Source organism: Algicola sagamiensis DSM 14643 (assembly GCF_000374485.1).
Lineage (GTDB): Bacteria > Pseudomonadota > Gammaproteobacteria > Enterobacterales > Alteromonadaceae > Algicola > Algicola sagamiensis.
This window is the reverse complement of the sequence record NZ_KB894491.1, coordinates 90049-107691: the sequence shown is the minus strand read 5'-3', so window position 1 is coordinate 107691 and position 17643 is coordinate 90049. Positions and strand designations below refer to the sequence as shown.

At 43.1% G+C, this 17643-nt stretch carries 16 protein-coding genes; 10 read left to right on the top strand and 6 right to left on the bottom strand.

Going from position 1 to position 17643, the window contains the following annotated elements; translation table 11 throughout:
- The first annotated feature begins 85 nt into the window (after window positions 1-85).
- Window positions 86-1168, top strand: a complete 1083-nt coding sequence (locus C505_RS0100450; RefSeq protein ID WP_018690624.1) for a patatin-like phospholipase domain-containing protein — start codon at window positions 86-88, stop codon at window positions 1166-1168.
- Here C505_RS0100450 and yfbR read toward each other — a convergent pair.
- On the bottom strand, window positions 1157-1750 hold the full coding sequence (gene yfbR, locus C505_RS0100445; protein WP_018690623.1) for a 5'-deoxynucleotidase: 594 nt from the start codon (window positions 1748-1750) through the stop codon (window positions 1157-1159). The two genes, C505_RS0100450 and yfbR, sit on opposite strands and share 12 nt — an antisense overlap.
- Window positions 1751-1787: 37 nt before the next feature.
- Window positions 1788-3002, bottom strand: a complete 1215-nt coding sequence (locus C505_RS0100440) for a pyridoxal phosphate-dependent aminotransferase (RefSeq protein WP_018690622.1) — start codon at window positions 3000-3002, stop codon at window positions 1788-1790.
- 555 nt (window positions 3003-3557) lie between these two features.
- Here C505_RS0100440 and C505_RS0100435 point away from each other — a divergent pair.
- Together C505_RS0100435 and C505_RS0100425 are read left to right on the top strand one after the other, a co-directional pair.
- On the top strand, window positions 3558-4334 hold the full coding sequence (locus tag C505_RS0100435) for a glucosaminidase domain-containing protein (protein WP_169336977.1): 777 nt from the start codon (window positions 3558-3560) through the stop codon (window positions 4332-4334).
- A 483-nt stretch (window positions 4335-4817) separates the two neighbouring features.
- Window positions 4818-5804, top strand: a complete 987-nt coding sequence (locus C505_RS0100425) for a hypothetical protein (protein WP_157368693.1) — start codon at window positions 4818-4820, stop codon at window positions 5802-5804.
- A 143-nt stretch (window positions 5805-5947) separates the two neighbouring features.
- Here the strand turns inward: C505_RS0100425 and C505_RS0100420 are convergent, their stop codons facing one another.
- A complete protein-coding gene (locus tag C505_RS0100420) occupies window positions 5948-7030 on the bottom strand; it encodes a TRAP transporter substrate-binding protein (protein WP_018690618.1) in 1083 nt (360 codons plus the stop codon).
- Between the two features lie 66 nt (window positions 7031-7096).
- Complete coding sequence (locus tag C505_RS0100415) at window positions 7097-8251, bottom strand: tetratricopeptide repeat protein (protein ID WP_018690617.1); 1155 nt, start codon at window positions 8249-8251, stop codon at window positions 7097-7099.
- Window positions 8252-8400: 149 nt separating this feature from the next.
- Here C505_RS0100415 and C505_RS0100410 point away from each other — a divergent pair, with 149 nt between their 5' ends.
- The 7 genes from C505_RS0100410 (at window position 8401) to ruvB (ending at window position 14394) form a co-directional block, all read left to right on the top strand.
- Entirely contained in the window at window positions 8401-8727 is a 327-nt protein-coding gene (locus C505_RS0100410) for an ASCH domain-containing protein (RefSeq protein WP_018690616.1), read from the top strand.
- 142 nt (window positions 8728-8869) lie between these two features.
- Window positions 8870-9499 carry a DUF2987 domain-containing protein gene (locus tag C505_RS20955; RefSeq protein ID WP_018690614.1) on the top strand — a complete coding sequence of 210 codons (630 nt, stop codon included), beginning with the start codon at window positions 8870-8872 and terminating at the stop codon, window positions 9497-9499.
- A gap of 112 nt (window positions 9500-9611) precedes the next feature.
- Window positions 9612-11387, top strand: coding sequence for an aspartate--tRNA ligase (aspS, locus tag C505_RS0100395; RefSeq protein ID WP_018690613.1), 1776 nt, complete (start codon window positions 9612-9614; stop codon window positions 11385-11387).
- Window positions 11388-11464: 77 nt separating this feature from the next.
- On the top strand, window positions 11465-12208 hold the full coding sequence (locus C505_RS0100390) for a YebC/PmpR family DNA-binding transcriptional regulator (RefSeq protein WP_018690612.1): 744 nt from the start codon (window positions 11465-11467) through the stop codon (window positions 12206-12208).
- 5 nt (window positions 12209-12213) lie between these two features.
- Complete coding sequence (ruvC, locus tag C505_RS0100385) at window positions 12214-12738, top strand: crossover junction endodeoxyribonuclease RuvC (protein WP_018690611.1); 525 nt, start codon at window positions 12214-12216, stop codon at window positions 12736-12738.
- 13 nt (window positions 12739-12751) lie between these two features.
- A complete protein-coding gene (ruvA, locus tag C505_RS0100380) occupies window positions 12752-13375 on the top strand; it encodes a Holliday junction branch migration protein RuvA (protein WP_018690610.1) in 624 nt (207 codons plus the stop codon).
- An 8-nt stretch (window positions 13376-13383) separates the two neighbouring features.
- Complete coding sequence (ruvB, locus tag C505_RS0100375) at window positions 13384-14394, top strand: Holliday junction branch migration DNA helicase RuvB (RefSeq protein WP_018690609.1); 1011 nt, start codon at window positions 13384-13386, stop codon at window positions 14392-14394.
- 310 nt (window positions 14395-14704) lie between these two features.
- On the opposite strand, the gene C505_RS0100370 is transcribed toward ruvB, so the two are convergent.
- Both C505_RS0100370 and C505_RS0100365 read right to left on the bottom strand, forming a co-directional pair.
- Window positions 14705-15910, bottom strand: coding sequence for a hypothetical protein (locus C505_RS0100370; RefSeq protein WP_018690608.1), 1206 nt, complete (start codon window positions 15908-15910; stop codon window positions 14705-14707).
- Between the two features lie 259 nt (window positions 15911-16169).
- Window positions 16170-17462 carry a coiled-coil domain-containing protein gene (locus tag C505_RS0100365; RefSeq protein ID WP_018690607.1) on the bottom strand — a complete coding sequence of 431 codons (1293 nt, stop codon included), beginning with the start codon at window positions 17460-17462 and terminating at the stop codon, window positions 16170-16172.
- Window positions 17463-17643 lie beyond the last annotated feature (181 nt).

Here is a 17643-nt window from a genome sequence, read left to right as displayed (position 1 = left end):
TCGTCATAAAAAAGCTGGTTTTCCAATCGTTTTTTTCTGATTATAATCCGCAAAAAAATTTGGAATGTCGTGGATTGAGATAAAAATGAAAAGCTTGACGATCTATTTAGGCAAGAAAGCAAAAGCACAATTAGCCACATCTGGGATCTCGCCGGACGATGTTGGTGCTTTCCTAGGCGCATCAGGTGGCCCCAAATGGTTTGTATTATCCGGTTTAGATCGTGTCATTTTTCCCGAATTTCTTAGTCAAAGAACACAGCCTATTCAGACGATCGGTTCTTCTTCAGGTGCTTGGCGAGTTTCTTGTTTTGCCCAAAGTGACCCGGTTGCAGCGGTGGACAGACTAGCTGAGGTATACTCTGAACAAGTTTACAGTGAACACCCAACGACGCAAGAAGTGACAGAATACAGTAAGCAGATGCTTTCTTATGTGATCCCAGATGAAGAAAGGCAAGTGATCCTCAATCATCCGCTTATTCGAACGAATATGATTCTGGCAAAAGCAAAAGGCCCAATGCGCTCAGATAAACGAGGGTTACAATTGCTTGGATTGGCAATGGGGGCGCTGAGTAACATTGTGCATCGGAAAGGGCTATCTTGCGCATTTGACCGCGTATTATTTCATTGCCCTGGACCGCGGCCATCTTTTCATACGCTCGATGATTACCCGACGGAATTTGCAGAACTCAGTGAGTCGAATATCCGAGAGGTGACGTATGCAAGTGGTGCGATCCCTTTGCTATTAGAGGCGGCGAGAACCATTCAGCAGCATGGACAAACCTATTACGATGGCGGGATCATTGATTATCACTTTGATGCGCCATTTGCGCGTGTATCGGATAAGTTGGTGCTATACCCACATTTCTTCCCTAAGATCCTGCCGGGGTGGTTTGATCGCATGTTGCCCTGGCGTAAACCGCAAACATCGCAGTTTGACAATGTTGTGATGCTCGTGCCTTCACCAGCTTTTGTTGAGTCGTTACCATTTCGAAAAATCCCTGACCGCAAAGATTTTCAAAAAATGGATAATCAAACACGTTTAACCTATTGGAAGCGGGTGATTGAAGAAAGTGAACGGCTGATAGAACCATTTATGGCCTGGTTGGAACATCCAGATGACTCGACAACATTTGATATCCGCGACATCAATGTGATCTCAAATCGCTGAGATCTCATCGAGGCTTAAATGAAAACTTGGGATAAAGTGATCCAGAAAATAGTCCACTTCTTGCGATGAGTAGTCTTTCAGTCTCTCCATGACCCGTTTTTGTGCATGTTGAAACTCTGAGTTACCCGTTGCTTCTTCTTCTAGCGTCTTAATGTAAGCACATAGATTGTCGGCGGCTTTGAGTAGCCGATGTTCCTGCTCTGTGAGTTGTCCATTCGGTGAAAGGAGCGACGAATATGTATCTTGTAGTGCTTCGGGGAGCATATTGAGCAAAGTTTGCTCTGCATGTTGCTCGATCCGCTTATAAGCACTAGATATCTCATCATTAAAGTATTTCACAGGGGTAGGTAAATCCCCTGTGATCACTTCTGAAGCATCATGGAACAACGCTGCTGTTGCGAGCATTTCTGGTCTCGCTATACCGCCAAAAATTTGCTGATTAATCACACCAAGGCAATGGGCAACGATGGCGACCTGGTGAGAGTGTTCCTGGACGTTTTCCGGCATTGTATTTCTCATCAATGGCCAGCGTGTGATCAACTTCATTCGAAACAAGTAAGCAAAAAAGTGGCTTTGGTCCATGATGCGCTCTTTGTATATGCCTGAGTGGCATGTTTGTTTATTGGCTATAACTGGCGAGAAACTGCTCCAGTTGATTAATTGCGTACTCCAAATCATCCATGTGCGGTAAGAAGACCAAACGAAAATGATCATGGCTTGGCCAATTAAACGCACGCCCATGAACCATAAGGACTTTCTTTGACTTTAAGAAGTCTAAGATAAAGGCTTCGTCATTGGAAATATTAAACTTTTTTGTATCAATTTTAGGGAATAGATACATGGCGCCCTTTGGTCTCGTACAACTTAATCCATCAATATCGTTGATCCGTCGATAGGCATAATTCATTTGGTCACAAAGACGTCCGCCAGGGACAACGAGTTCATCAATGCTTTGATATCCACCCAGAGCAACCTGTATCGCGTGTTGGCATGGGACATTGGCACACAGGCGCATGGAAGCAAGCATTTCCAATCCGCTCAGATAATCTTCTGCTATCCACTTTGCCCCTGAGATCACCATCCAGCCTGCACGAAAACCTGCAATACGGTAATTTTTTGATAAACCGCCAAAAGTAACCATTAAGACATCATCGGCTAAAGAGGCAGTCGTAATGTGCTGTGTCGCGTCGTAAAGGATTTTATCGTAGATTTCATCAGAGAAAATGATCAGATTGTTTTCCCGAGCGATTTGAATCAGCTCGAGCAGGACTTCTTTTGGATAAACGGCACCCGTTGGGTTATTTGGATTGATAAGCACTAACGCTTTTGTTTGTGGTGTAATTTTTTGTTTAATATCATGAAGGTCTGGGTACCAGTCACTCTGTTCATCACATATATAATGGACGGCTTTACCACCAGAAAGATTCACGGCAGCTGTCCATAAAGGGTAATCGGGCGCTGGGACTAAGATTTCATCAGAATTATTCACTAAGCCTTGCATCGCCATCACGATCAGCTCACTGACCCCATTGCCGATGAAAATATCTTCGACATCAATCTCAGCAATACCTTTTTGCTGGTAGTACTGCATAACAGCGACTCGGGCTGAATAAATCCCTTTGGCATCTGAGTAGCCTTGGGATGTCGGAAGGTTATGGATCACGTCCTTTAGGATATCATCCGGTGCATCAAACCCAAATGGGGCGGGGTTCCCAATGTTTAACTTCAGAATTTTATGGCCTTCTTCTTCAAGGCGCTTCGCTTCTTTTAACACGGGACCACGAATGTCATAACAAACATCGTGCAACTTGTTCGACTTTAAAACCCTTTGCATGACTTATATTTACTCAAGGAAAAAAACAATGATTTATCAAATGGAGATATGATGTTTTCGAATGAAAGCAGACTCCTGAAAAGGGGTGAGTAGATTGAAAACATATATTTCGCTATAATCCGCCTCCCAACCAAAGTGTTGGGAAGGGTTAGATGGTTGTAACACTGAGCATCGAATAAATCAAGCAGAAGAGGGTGTATCTGAAGGATGCATTCTTGGATCGTAAAAATTTCATCGAAATTCCCCCAAGGTATAAGAACTATTTACTACAATAGAACTTATTCATACGAAGAATACAAAGTGAGGGGCGATGGGGAGATTATGGGTGCTGTACACTGTTGTGTGTACTGAGAATAACAATTCAGTTCTCTCGAATTTGAATTGCACAGACCTCTCGTTTAGCTGCTTACACCATTTATCCCAATGATAAGTCGGAACGAATCAAGATCATCTTTTGAGCCGTATGTAGATGATGTTGCTTGGCGTAAAAAGAAAAATAGATCAGGAATTTGTATGCCTAAATTGATTTCTTTTGGGTTTAGGGGAATGTTAATCATGATTGTCGTGTGGGCTATTTTTTACCCATTTTTCATGTCGAAATCACATGTTGCACCTATAGAACTGGTACCACAGGTTGCAAAAGTACAGCATGACGGGATGCCATACCCGTTAAGGATCAAACCAGAATTCAGGGAGATAAAGAGTATTGAAGAACGGAAAAAAGCATTCCTCGATTATATGACACCAGCGGTCAATGATGTAAATGCAACGTTGCGCCAAAAGCGCCAGCAATTGGAAGGCATTATTTCACGTTATGCATCGTCAGGTTTTCTCACAATGGAAGAGCGTGTGCAGTTGAATCACCTGGCGAGATATTGCCAGAAAGACTCAAGGGACATGGACTTGGAACAAGTGATGGCACTTCGCTACTGTGTCGATGAAATTCCAGCCCAACTTGTATTGATGCAAGCTGCGAACGAATCAGCGTGGGGAACGTCTCGATTTGCAGTCGACGGTAATAACTACTTCGGCCAATGGTGTTTTCGTAAAGGTTGTGGCCTCGTGCCACTTGAGCGAACTTCGGGGAATTACGAAGTTGCGAAATTTGACTCACCAGAGGCAAGCATTCGCTCCTATTTCCGTAATTTAAATACGCATAACGCCTATCGTTCACTGCGAGCAAAGCGTCATGTGCTACGAGAATCGAACCAAATAGTCACAGCTCAGGCATTGGCACAAGAACTCTTCCGCTACTCACAACGCGGTTACGCCTATGTTGATGAAATCACCGCGATGATCCGCATCAATCAAAAATACTTTGAAGATGAGTAGGTATCCATTTGGAGAGTAGGAAAAGCCTACTCTCAAGTCCGATCAAGTCCATTTCTTTTGTAATCCGCAATCAGCTTGGTTCTGTGCCTTGCCTACTCCTTTAACTTGATAGTTAACGCCAACCTCCATTTCAGCCAAATATTGTTTTTGATCCATGATATCTAAAATTGATCCATGACATCGAAGACCAAAAAGCCGATAAGTTGATTGTGATACCAAGGTGACACCATCCAGTTCAACTCTTTTTTAGGCATACCAACATCATTGGGGCTGGTTTACCCAATTTTTTCTATCTTCTCGTGAGCGTTTAAAAGCTAAGAAAAATTTGGGCTTAAAGAGGATGGTTTTGTAAATCAAATTGCCAGAACTCTTTTATTGTGCATTTTTTCATTAATAAAAACCGAAAAAGGGGACGTGAATTACTTTGTATGCTGTGTTATTTTGGGTACAAGTAAATGTTGTACTTACTTCTAGGATGTAATTATGAGGTCTAGAATTTTTGAATCTGAATTTGTGAGACATAATCTTTTAAGTATTTTCTCTTCTTGTCATGGCGACAAAGGAACATTTTCTACAAATAATTTGGGCCTTTGGGGTGTATTCTTAAAGAATATCCAAGTAGACCACCATCGTTTCAAGCATATTCAACATACGCTTCTTGAATGTAGTTTCTTGAATGTTTCATGCGAACTTAATCAAGCGGACAGTTTACTTTCTTCTATTCGGTATGATGAAAGTGTTCATTCATCGGGTGACTGTATAATGGTCCCATGTTTGAGAGAGTCAGATAATCAATGTTTGTTACAACAAGGGTTTGTGTGTATTCCTTCATTTTTTAGCTGCAAAAGCTATTTGACGGAAGGGTGGGAGTCAAAGCTGCAACAATCGATGAGTAAGAAGCACTTTAAAGATTTTAAACGTGAGATCCGACGCGTTGAGGAAGTTTATGAAACAAAGTGGATCAACTTGAAAGAGTTAATCCATGAACAAGAATTGTTCAAACGTTCGTGCGATATTTATATGCAAAACGCTGCAAAATTCGAAAGTTCAGCAATACACTATTCTCAGGATGTATTAGAAATGATAAGTAAGACATCATTTTCTGAGAACTACTATTTTGCGCTTACTTTTAAGGGGGCTGAGTTAGTTAAGACACTACTCTGTTTTATAGACCATTCTGAAAAATACATTGCAGCGCTTGTGCACGGGATAGACTATCAGATACCAAGGGAGGGGAGGAACCTGTATAACCATATATATCAATCTGTATATAAATACATGGAGGAGAATGGTTTATCCATTTTTGATATGGGCAGAGGCTTTGTAGAACATAAGCACCGCATGGGGGCTGATATTATTGAGCCATTATACACATATATTCAGCCAATCTCTGAGGAAGCTTACGATTATGTGGATACACTTGCGAGTGCCTCAATCGGGTTTGATCAGCAATATCGACATTTAATGTAAGATGCATTGTGGTGCATTATCATGCAGTGGATCCCTTTTCACCTTGAACTAAAATGCACTTGCCCAAATCCTGCACCACTTTACTTTGAGTCGTTAAAAACGCCTAAAAAGCCTAAAAAGCCTGAGCTTCAAAAGGTATACCCTCACGGCACAGAAGGGGTCTGAGCATTGGTTGCTGAATTGGAAATCTCAACAACCTGCTCAACTACTTTTCTACCCCAAACTGGATTACCATAACCGATATTCTCGTAGTACTTTTCCCATAACTTTTGGCTTGCTTTGACCCATTTTTCTTTATCTTCAAGGTCTAAAATGGTCATCTTCTGTGCTTCGAGCTTTTTGCGAAATGCCTCGTTTTTTTGTTCTATCCATTGCCACTCATTGGCTGCTGATTCCTGACCCGCTTTGAGAAACGCTTGGCGTAGCTTGGGAGAAAACTGTTGGTAGGTTTTTTCATTGATTAAAATGGGTCCAACCCAAAGGAAAGGAGCGGTCTTTGTGACATATTTTTGATTCGCTTCCCAAAATTTTGAGTAATAAATGACGTTGTAAGGGTTTTCTTGACCATCCACCACACCTGCTTTGAGCTTTGCAAACGTTTCTCCCCAGTTGAGCGCAATGACTTGTGCCCCAAACGCGAGGTAGGTATCACGCATTAGACGATTTCTCGGCGTCCTGATTTTAAGCCCCTTGATATGTTCAATCCGCGTGACGGCGCGTTTTGAATTGGTCATCTGACGATAGCCGCCAATGAGCCAACCCAGTGCTCGGATGCCGTGCTTTTCAATAAGAACCTGATTGATATCACGCATCATGAACTGACTTTGAAATAGTGTCTTCGCTGCTTGTATTTCTGGAAAAATGTAGGGAAGCATCAGAAATTCCAGGATCGGTGCTTTGAGCGAGGCATTTCCAGACGCGATAACGGTCACATCCACAACCTTACCACTGTGTGGGTCCTTTTTGCCGCTCATCACCAGATTCATGTTGACCTCTTCTCCATGAATTGCAGGAAATTGTTGAGAACCGCGATAATGAACATCTGCAATGACGTCTCCTTCAGAATGCTGTTTTAAACGTTCTGCAAAATCCATGAGCGTGGTCACGTGGAGCGATTCTTTGGGATTATCTGTGCTGCAAACGAGCCGGGTTGGCTCGGCATGAATGTAGATTGAGAAAGCCAACCCGATAAAAAGAAGAACCACACAGAGTTTTGCTGGAAACATGTACACGCCAGTTCATGAATAGACATAGGGCTTTTTTAAGATTAGAACACTTGCTTGTATCTGGGATCATTGTGATTTGGATAGTGTTTTGTTGATCTGCTGTTTGAATTTTTGAAATTCAGCTGAACGCATAAAACCTTCTAGGTTTGAAGACGTCTGGAACTCTTTGAGCGTGAGATTAAATCGTTTCATGATGAACTTGGTGACGCGTACCATCTCGTCATATTTTTTTAGTTCTTGAAGGAAGCTCAACTGCATTTGATAGGCTGACTCATCATCTGGCTCCATGTTGATATAAATGAGGATGTTTTTCAAAGCATTTTCGATATTATCCATCAGGTAATAGGTCGTTGCTTTAAGCATATACACCCCTGCATCCTTGTGGGCAAACTCACGAGAAAGTACGTCTAATATTTGGAGGACAGGTTTGTAATCGCGTTGCAGGTAATAGTAATCCATTAAAATGAGGCCAGCCCTAGGATCTGCGCCAAATTGAATGGCAATATCATTCAAGATCATTTGATACAGTGGGTCATGGTAATCGAGGTTAAAACGCATCAACGTACTCATCGCAGTCCAGTTCTTTTTATAACTACGACTTAAACTGGGGTAATATTTCTTCAGTCCAGGAATATCATGATTTCGAATAAACTGCGCGATGATGGTTAGATCTTTCTGAATACTATCATTGGCGATGACTTCATAGTTGTTACTTTGACTCAAAATGAGGCTGAGAATACGAATGCTTTCAGTTTGAAACTGCCCACTGAGATAGTTATAAAAATCAATGATCTGCACTTTTTTTGTGCTTGTACTTTTTGCAATTAATCGAAAATAATTGACCCCCGTTTCTTGAAAACTGACTCGAAAGTATCCTTCTGCGCCCTGAGGAGAGGGTTTCATGTGAAAAAATCGAATCTTTTTATTTGATGGCATGCCAAAGATATAGACGGAAGGCGTTTCTTTATTGATGCGTTTTGTCAGGCTGTCATAAAATCCAGGTGAGACACTGATGCCAGAAAAGCCACGATCCAGATGAGCCTTCATATCAAAAGCCTGATTGAGTGCTTGAGACTTTCCATGGGTATTCATCTCTTGTTCAATCTGTTGAAATAGAGACAAAAAATGGGAGTCAGCATCTGCTCGGGCACAATATACAGCAAAGGCCAACTTGTAGCATAAAACCACAATCACGAGATGAAGCCGTGGCAAATGTGACATGACTTTTCCAACAGTCAAGCAGGTGTTTAGTCTCAGTATACGTCTTGCGAGGCGTTGGGGGTAGTGAAGATAAAAGGAAAAGGGTACTTAACAGGGACGCCTTTTTTATGCGATGATACCGGGTAAAAATGATAATGTAGAGAAGCGCAATGAATATCATTGATTTCAATGCAAGAAACTTTGCAAAACTCAAACAGGGGAAGACGACAACCGTACGCTTAGGGGATGTGGACGTTGTAGAAGGAGCCGCAGAGTTGATCTGCGAAGATGAGACACTGATTTATCAGGCTGTTGTGTCTAAGGTGCAACAAGCTTTTTTTGGTGACTTAGGTCAGGAAGACGCACAAACGGATGGATTTGGCAGTGTGGAAGAATTGAGAGAAGAGCTACAGCGTTGCTATCTTCGACCCATTCTAAATAGTGAGCCAGTCACGGTGATCCACTTTCATTCAGTACAGGAAAAGTCCGGGGCATGATGCCCCTTTTATCATTTGTACAGCTTATTATTCAATTCAAACTTTCTCTCTTTTGATAGTAAACAAAGCACCTTCACCTCTTTCGACAATGTTTGAAGCCTGATAAAATCGCCCCTCATCTTCTTTTGTATCAAGAGATATCATGAAACACATTTTTAAGAACATGCTCGTACTTGTTGCGTTGATGGTTCCAACTGCTTCTCTCTATGCGAAGCCTGTTTATCTTGGTTATGACGGCTTTTATGACCGCCTCAAGGTCTCCAATAAAAAGGACTACCCTGATGTTCGTATTGGCTTTTATCTCATAGATGAAGATACAAGACAGCCATGTCATATCAAAGAAGGCAGTATCCAAACAGAAAAATCCAGCCAACCGCTTGTCGTAGGTGAAGAAAGTGAAATGCTTGTTCCGTTTGATAAGCAGCTGGATAAAGATAAGGCCATGATCATTGTAGAAACCGAGCAGTATTGTGTGTTGAAGATGCAAATTGAAGCGCAGGGTCAACATGGCAAGCGTGTTTCAGCAGAGCAATTGAAGCGTATCCAGTCCCAAATGGCTGACATCTTGGATGATCTATCAGGATTTATCGCATCCTTTTTTACACCAGATGTCACTGGTGTTCGTTTGGTTTTTGCAAAAAAAGAGCATAGCAAACAAGCAGGTATACAATGTGATGGCATGAAGTGCAGTGTCAATGCAGAGCAGCTGGCGAATAATGTCACGCTTTCCTTTGACCAGGAGATCGTGCAGATTTTACCACGCATCGAATAACCGTTTTGGTTTGAGTCTGTTCGTCCCGTGACATTAAGGCTCAGATCGCTATAATTATCCGTCATTTGATTTAAAAGATTTGGATGGTTCGACCATCGTTTGGGAATACACAATGCGAACTGTATATTGCGGACAGGTAGAAAAGTCCCTCGTAGGGCAAGAAATCGAATTATGCGGCTGGGTTCATAAGCGCCGCGATTTAGGTGGACTCATTTTTATTGATATGCGTGACCGTGAGGGGCTCGTTCAGGTTTTCTTTGACCCAGATTACGCAGATGTATTTGAAAAGGCGAACAGCCTTCGTAACGAATTTTGTATTAAATTGACTGGTGAGGTTCGCGCACGTCCGGATCATCAAATCAACAATAAGATGGCAACCGGTGAAGTTGAGATTTTAGGGAAGAAGCTTGAGATCCTGAACCGTGCTGAGCCGTTACCGCTGGACTTCAATCAAAATAACAGCGAAGAAAACCGACTGAAGTACCGCTATCTGGACTTACGTCGCCCAGAAATGACCGAACGCATGAAGTTTCGCTCTAAAGTGACGAGCGAAGTGCGTCGCTACCTTGAAGATGCGGATTTCCTCGATATCGAAACGCCAATTCTAACCAAAGCAACACCTGAAGGCGCGCGTGACTATCTCGTCCCAAGCCGTGTTCATAAAGGTGAATTCTATGCATTGCCACAATCGCCACAGCTGTTTAAACAGTTGTTGATGATGTCTGGGATGGACCGCTACTACCAAATCGTGAAATGCTTCCGCGATGAAGACTTACGTGCAGACCGTCAGCCGGAATTCACGCAAATTGATATCGAAACAACCTTTATGTCAGCGAAAGACGTGATGTCTGTGACAGAAGGCATGATCCGTCATTTGTTCCAAAAGTTGATGAATGTAGACCTCGGCGATTTCCCAACGATGACTTACGCAGAAGCAATGCGTCGTTTTGGATCGGATAAGCCGGACCTTCGAAATCCGATGGAGATGGTGGATGTTGCAGATTTGATGGCTGACGTTGAATTTAAAGTTTTCTCTGGTCCTGCCAATAATCCAAAAGGCCGAGTTGCTGCACTTCGTGTACCAGGCGCTGCAGACAAAATCTCCCGTAAAAATATCGACGAATATACGAAGTTCGTAGGCATCTATGGCGCGAAAGGTTTGGCATGGATGAAAGTGAATGACAAAGATGCAGGTATGGATGGGATCCAGTCACCAGTCTTGAAATTCTTAAACGAAACGGTTGTACAAGGCATCTTAGACAGAACGCAAGCGCAAACTGGCGATTTGATTTTCTTCGGAGCCGATAAAGCAACCGTTGTTGCTGAATCAATCGGTGCACTTCGCCTGAAGGTCGGTGAAGATCTAGGCATGGTTGAAGATGCATGGCGACCACTTTGGGTCATCGATTTCCCATTATTTGAAGAAATCGATGATGAAGGTGGCTTAACGGCAATTCACCACCCGTTCACAGCGCCAGTTGGTGTAACACCAGAAGCGCTGAAAGCAGCACCAGCAGAAGCATTGTCTGATGCTTATGATATGGTCTTGAATGGTGTTGAATTGGGCGGTGGTTCAGTCCGTATCCATGACAACGCAATGCAGCAGGTTGTTTTTGAAACGCTTGGAATTAACGAGCAAGAACAGCAAGAAAAATTCGGATTTCTTCTAGATGCTTTGAAGTATGGTACGCCACCACATGCAGGTCTTGCATTTGGTTTGGACCGCCTTGTGATGTTGATGGTGGGTGCAGAGTCCATTCGTGATGTCATGGCATTCCCGAAGACCGCGACCGCTTCTTGCCCATTGACGGATGCCCCCGGTCCTGCGAACCCTGACGCCCTCAAAGAGCTTGGCATTGAAATTGTTGCCAAAGAAGACGCCGAATAATAAATTTGAAATCAAACATCTAGACAAAAAAAGTAAAACGGCGCAGTCTCTGCGCCGATGATGAATGGAGTAATCTCATGGCAGGTCACAGTAAATGGGCTAACATTCGCCATCGTAAAGCAGCCCAAGACGCAAAACGTGGAAAAATTTTCACGAAACTGATCCGCGAACTCACCGTTGCAGCCCGTGCTGGTGGCTCTGATGCGGATACCAACCCACGTTTGCGTGCGGCAATTGATAAAGCATTATCCAATAACATGACCCGTGACACGATTGAGCGTGCAGTCAAACGTGGTGCAGGGGAGCTAGACGGGCAAGAGCTTGAAGAAATTGTATATGAAGGTTATGGACCGGGTGGTGTTGCGGTCATGGTTGAATGTATGTCCGATAATCGTAATCGGACGGTCAGTGGTGTTCGCCATGCATTCTCGAAGTCTGGCGGTAACCTTGGCACTGATGGCTCAGTTAGCTATTTGTTCAGCAAAAAAGGCGTGATCAGCTATGGTGAAGGTCTAGACGAGGATACAATCATGGATGCAGCATTAGAAGCGGGTGCGGATGATGTTGTGACGAATGATGATGGTTCGATTGATGTTTTCACAACACCAGAAGATTTCGGTACAGTGAAAGATGCGCTGGATGCTGCTGGTCTGGAATCCGTCAATGCGGAAGTTTCATTGATCCCATCCACAAAAACTCTGGTCGATGCGGATACAGCACCGAAGTTGATTCGTCTCATCGATATGCTGGAAGATCTGGATGATGTGCAGGAAGTTTATTCAAATGCAGACATTCCAGAAGATGTGATGGCATCACTTTAGGGCACATGAGCATCATTCTTGGGATTGATCCCGGCTCTCGTGTGACAGGTTACGGTGTTCTTCAACAACGAGGACACCGTTTCGAATATCTCGGCAGTGGCTGTATTCGACTTGGTGATGCGCCTTTACCGGAAAGACTGCAAGTGATCTACAAAGGGATCACAGAAATCATTCAACAATTTTCCCCTACAACATTCGCGATAGAGCAAGTCTTTTTGGCCCATAATGCGGACTCTGCACTTAAACTTGGCCAAGCCCGTGGTGCGGCGATTGTTGCAGCGGCCAACGCTGGACTTCCTGTGAGTGAATATTCAGCTAGGCAAGTAAAACAAGCTGTGGTCGGAACAGGGGCTGCGGATAAAAAGCAAGTTCAGCATATGATCACATCCATGCTCAAACTGGCTGCATCACCACAAGCTGACGCGGCAGATGCGCTCGCTGTTGCTGTATGTCATGGACATAGTCAACAAAGCCTGATGAGTCTCGCAGGTCAAGCACGTAAAGTCGTTCGTGGACGCTTACGACGATAAGAGGAAATAAAAAATGATAGGAAAACTCAAAGGCACCATTGAAGAAAAACAAGCGCCTGATTTACTCTTGGATGTCGGTGGTGTTGGTTATGAGATTCAGCTACCCATGACCAGTTTTTATCAACTCCCTGAAGTAGGTGGGCAAGTTGAGATATACACGCACTTTGTTGTTCGTGAAGATGCACAATCTTTATATGGTTTTGTCGCAAGACAAGATCGCCAGCTATTTCGCGAGTTACTCAAAGCTAATGGTGTTGGGCCAAAACTGGCACTGGCGATCCTTTCAGGACTGACTGCGGATCAATTTGTCACCTTGGTACAAAATGGTGAAGCAAACAGTCTGACTAAGTTGCCTGGCATCGGCAAGAAGACTGCTGAGCGCTTAATTATTGAATTGAAAGATCGATTGAAGAACTGGTCTGCGCCACTGCTGACACCATTCACCGATGCTGTGCCAGTCGATATGGTGACCGAGTCGCCTTTGATTTCTGTCGCTGATCCAACGGAAGATGCAGTCAGTGCGTTGATGGCGCTCGGCTATAAGCAAACGCAGGCACAACAAGCAGTGAAGAAAGTCGGGCAGGATGGCCTGTCCAGTGAAGAGCTGATCAAGCTTGCTCTTAAATCCATGCTATAAGAAACGTTATGATTGAAGCGGATAGACTGATACAACCCCAGGCAACGATGGATGATGAAGTTATCGATCGTGCGATCCGGCCCAAGTTTTTAGCTGAATATACGGGCCAGGATCACGTTAAAGCACAAATGGAAATCTTCATCGAAGCGGCAAGAAATCGAGAAGAAGCGCTCGATCACCTTCTCATTTTTGGTCCACCAGGATTGGGTAAAACAACGCTCGCCAATATTGTTGCAAATGAACTCGGTGTAAACATTAAAACCACATCAGGCCCAGTGCTGGAAAAAGCCGGAGACTTGGCTGCAATGTTGACAAACCTAGAACCAAATGATGTGCTTTTTATTGATGAGATCCATCGCTTAAGCCCAGTTGTTGAAGAAGTATTATATCCAGCGATGGAAGATTATCAGTTAGATATCATGATTGGCGAAGGGCCTGCCGCACGTTCGATCAAGTTAGATTTGCCTCCGTTCACTTTGGTGGGTGCAACAACCCGAGCAGGTGCATTGACATCGCCACTGCGTGATCGATTTGGGATTGTGCAGCGTTTGGAATTCTATTCCGTGGATCATTTATCAAGCATTGTGCAACGTTCGGCTGATTTCTTGAATTTACCGATGGATGCAGAAGGTGCCTGGGAAGTCGCTAAACGTGCTCGAGGTACCCCACGAATTGCCAATCGACTGCTTCGACGTGTCAGAGATTATGCTCAGGTAAAATCAGATGGCTCAGTCACGAAAGACATTGCAGCGGCGGCGTTGGACTTGGTTGATGTCGATCCACAAGGGTTTGATTATATGGATCGCAAACTTCTATTGGCGATAATGGAAAAATTTATGGGTGGCCCGGTGGGGTTGGACAACCTCGCCGCTGCGATTGGGGAAGAAAAGGATACAATCGAAGATGTGTTAGAGCCATATTTGATTCAACAAGGCTTTATCCAAAGAACCCCGCGCGGACGAATTGCCACACCACGTGCTTATCTCCATTTTGGTATTGATTTGCCGAAGACTGAATAGTCCAAAAACAAGGATGCTGATGTTTGATTATCGTGAAACCACTACAATGAGCGGCAAAAAGCAGACAAACATCAGCATCCAGTGGCGCAAATCGTATCATTTTTGTGCTTGTCTTCAATGAGTAACTAACGCCTCCAAGTCTTGCTTTATACATAAGCCATCTCGACCATTTATTCTATGAGTGTGAGTGCCGATTGTCATCTAGTTAAGCGACAGGTGGCGTATGATGTGGTTATTGAAAAAAGCCATACATCAGAACGATATATGGCTTTGGAGTGAAGTGTGAGTGATATAAATGAATTACTCGAAATTAGTAAGTTGCACGCCAGTAGGTTTCGATATCACGATGAGGATACAGATCACGCATCACTAAATTTGTGACATGCACCACAAGCCCTGGACGGTTGATGGCATCATTTGCGTGCAATATTGGATGTAACATTTCATGAATAGTGGCCCGTGTAGAAAGTTTGATTTCAATCTCTCCTGCAAGTCCAGTATTTGTCGTCAGGTCATCAGGGATTGCTGCAGTTCTGACGAAAAGAACTTGATTATCAAAATCAGCGGCTGGTCCTGGTAAATCAAATTTATTGTCCTTTTCCGTATATGAAGCAACAGTCCAAGGCGCGTATGGAGAAATAATGTGGCCTCCTTCGACACTTCCTGTTTTCTTTTCAATTTCTTCTATATCTCCCGTGGAGACAGCGATACGGTAAGCGATCGCATCCTGAAAAGTTGCAGAGCGTGCTAAGACCTGGTGGTAGTATCGAATAATTTGATTACGATTCTCTTCAAAAAATTCACCAGCCACTTGCCTTTGATCTATTTTTGCTGTTTCCAAGGCTTGCTGAGCATTTTCAAATTCTGCTTGATACTGGTCAACAGTAGATTGTGGATCGAGCATCTCTGATATTTCTAGGTTGTCTTGTGCTTCTTGCAGTTCTTTGGAGCGTTGTATCACGAGGTTTTGTTTGTCTTGCAATATTTTTGGAAGCCTTACAAAGGCGTTTTCATCTTCATGCAATCGTTCTAGCGCATTGAGTGTTTGATCAATATGTTCTTGCTGTACTTCAAACAGGCTTGCTTTTTGAGCTTCGAAAAGTACAGGGTGCTCTCTACGCCACTCTCGACCAAGCGATAGCATTTTCTCGGAATCGTGCAGGGAATCCCAGCTAACATTGTATTGCTGAACAAAACCGCGAGGGAAGTGTTCATAGTTGAGCTCTCTAAAACTAACCCGTGCTGCATCTTTTGCTTCGCCAAAGCCTGGTGTTGCTGGATAGGAATCACATGGTATACATAAGTCTCTAAAGATATTGATTGGGCTTTGATCAGGATCTTCTAAAATAGGCGCTCCATTTGAGCGTTCAGCGAGTGCATCAAGGTCTAGGTAGAAAGAACTAATACCGGGAGAATCAGGGAAGATGATCCGATCATCGGCAATCGTTTGTGTGCTAAATAAACTTGCAACCGCGAGAGAGAGTATATGGGAGCGCTTTAATTTTTCGTACAACATTCTTATCTCCAATTTGGAACTAATATATTCTGTAATGTGTTTTTTAATATGAAGTGTTTACTTCGAGAAACATCCTAACTTGAATGGGTTATGAAAATCACGTTGAGAATAACGATGCGCTTAATCGGAAAATTGCATGAAATAAAATAGAATCTTTTGATGTATGAGGGATCCATGCTGTCACCGTTAAAAAAAGTCGTACATCGAGACGATGTACGACTTTGGAGTGAAGTGTATGTAATATGAATTGAGCGTTTTCTTAGTAAGTTGCACGCCAGTAAGTTTCGATGTCACGATCTGACCAAAGGTCACGGGCAACGAGGTTTGTGACGTGGACAACGAGACCTGGGCGACCTGCTGCATCAGAAGCAAATAGAACTGGATGCATCATTTCATGAATTGTGTGTAGCGTTGCTTCAACAACAATCCCGCCAACAAGTCCTTGATATGGGCGAGCACTGCCTTGGACACCATCTGTTCTTACACGGATCTCTTTGTCGTTAAAACTTGCTTCTGGACCAGGGATATAAATCTGACCGCTATTGTTAAAATAGGTAGCAACGCTCCAAGGTGCATCCGGAGAAATTTTTATGCCCTCAAAGTCACCTGTTTTCTTTTCAACTTCTGCGATATCGCCACTTGCAACGCCAAGACGATAAGCGATTGTATCTTGGAAGTGGACTGATTTCTCAAGTAGGTTATGGTAACGAGCGATAATTTCTTCGCGATTTTTCTTAAAGAAATCACGGCCACCTGGGAAAGTTGCTTTGAGATCGGCAATTTGGAATTTTGCAGAATTGACTTGCCTTTCTAGGTTTGCTTTTTGATTGTTTAACTCCTTTTGTTGCGCTTCTAACTGCGCTAGCTCATCGATGAGGTCTAATGAGTCAAGTATATCTGCATTGTCAAGGGCTGTTTCTTTTGCTTGGATCGATTGTGCGACGGTGGCTAAATCAGAGAGTATTTTATCAAGTTCAGCTTGTTTTTCAGTTTCAATTTTTCCAAGTTTTACAAATCCGGCATCTAAAAGATCACCTAGCTCTATAGCACGTTCTTCATGAATAAAAAAGAGGCTTTTTTTCTGCGCTTCAAATAACTCTGGATACTTTTCACGCCACTCACGTCCCAAGGAAAGCATTTTTTCAGCATCATGAATCGATGCCCAACTTACATTGTAATGACGTTCAAACCCTTTTGGAAAATGTTCATACTTGAGCTTAGTAAAACGAACAGGTGCTTCGTCTTTTGCTTCACGATACCCCTCTGTTGTTGGGTAGGAATGATAATCGTCAGAGAAAAAGTCAAGCTCTTCTCCATTTGCCCGTAAGGCTAAATCTTCTAAGTTGAAGAAGAATGAACCCGAAGGTTGTGTGTCAGGAAAGATGATTTCTCTTGGGTCAGGTTGCTCAGCCGAGAGAACAGTACCTTGGCGAGGCGCGATTTCATCAGGTAAGAAAATTCTCTTTTGATCAGTTGCTAGCGCTTGCAGGCTTGAAACACTCAGAATTGTTACTGGGATAAGGTGGGATAGTTTTAATCGTTTTTTTAACATCGGTATCTCCAAAAAGAGTTCCATAAAAATATAAATAAATCATTGTATTGAATGCTCAGTCATCTGACCGGCCAAAACATCCTAGCGTAAATAATTGGTAATTTGATGTTAATTTTTTTGATCTATTAAATAACTTTTTTGCATGAAATAAATATAGCCGATTAACAATTAAGCAATATGA

Coding starts and splice junctions, on each gene's coding strand:
- C505_RS0100410 (WP_018690616.1), top strand. CDS start 8,401: ATGAATATCATTGATTTCAATGCAAGAAACTTTGCAAAACTCAAACAG.
- C505_RS20955 (WP_018690614.1), top strand. CDS start 8,870: ATGAAACACATTTTTAAGAACATGCTCGTACTTGTTGCGTTGATGGTT.
- yfbR (WP_018690623.1), bottom strand. CDS start 1,750: ATGGACCAAAGCCACTTTTTTGCTTACTTGTTTCGAATGAAGTTGATC.
- C505_RS0100415 (WP_018690617.1), bottom strand. CDS start 8,251: ATGTCACATTTGCCACGGCTTCATCTCGTGATTGTGGTTTTATGCTAC.
- aspS (WP_018690613.1), top strand. CDS start 9,612: ATGCGAACTGTATATTGCGGACAGGTAGAAAAGTCCCTCGTAGGGCAA.
- C505_RS0100435 (WP_169336977.1), top strand. CDS start 3,558: ATGATTGTCGTGTGGGCTATTTTTTACCCATTTTTCATGTCGAAATCA.
- ruvC (WP_018690611.1), top strand. CDS start 12,214: ATGAGCATCATTCTTGGGATTGATCCCGGCTCTCGTGTGACAGGTTAC.
- C505_RS0100420 (WP_018690618.1), bottom strand. CDS start 7,030: ATGTTTCCAGCAAAACTCTGTGTGGTTCTTCTTTTTATCGGGTTGGCT.
- C505_RS0100365 (WP_018690607.1), bottom strand. CDS start 17,462: ATGTTAAAAAAACGATTAAAACTATCCCACCTTATCCCAGTAACAATT.
- C505_RS0100390 (WP_018690612.1), top strand. CDS start 11,465: ATGGCAGGTCACAGTAAATGGGCTAACATTCGCCATCGTAAAGCAGCC.
- C505_RS0100425 (WP_157368693.1), top strand. CDS start 4,818: ATGAGGTCTAGAATTTTTGAATCTGAATTTGTGAGACATAATCTTTTA.
- C505_RS0100450 (WP_018690624.1), top strand. CDS start 86: ATGAAAAGCTTGACGATCTATTTAGGCAAGAAAGCAAAAGCACAATTA.
- ruvB (WP_018690609.1), top strand. CDS start 13,384: ATGATTGAAGCGGATAGACTGATACAACCCCAGGCAACGATGGATGAT.
- C505_RS0100370 (WP_018690608.1), bottom strand. CDS start 15,910: ATGTTGTACGAAAAATTAAAGCGCTCCCATATACTCTCTCTCGCGGTT.
- C505_RS0100440 (WP_018690622.1), bottom strand. CDS start 3,002: ATGCAAAGGGTTTTAAAGTCGAACAAGTTGCACGATGTTTGTTATGAC.
- ruvA (WP_018690610.1), top strand. CDS start 12,752: ATGATAGGAAAACTCAAAGGCACCATTGAAGAAAAACAAGCGCCTGAT.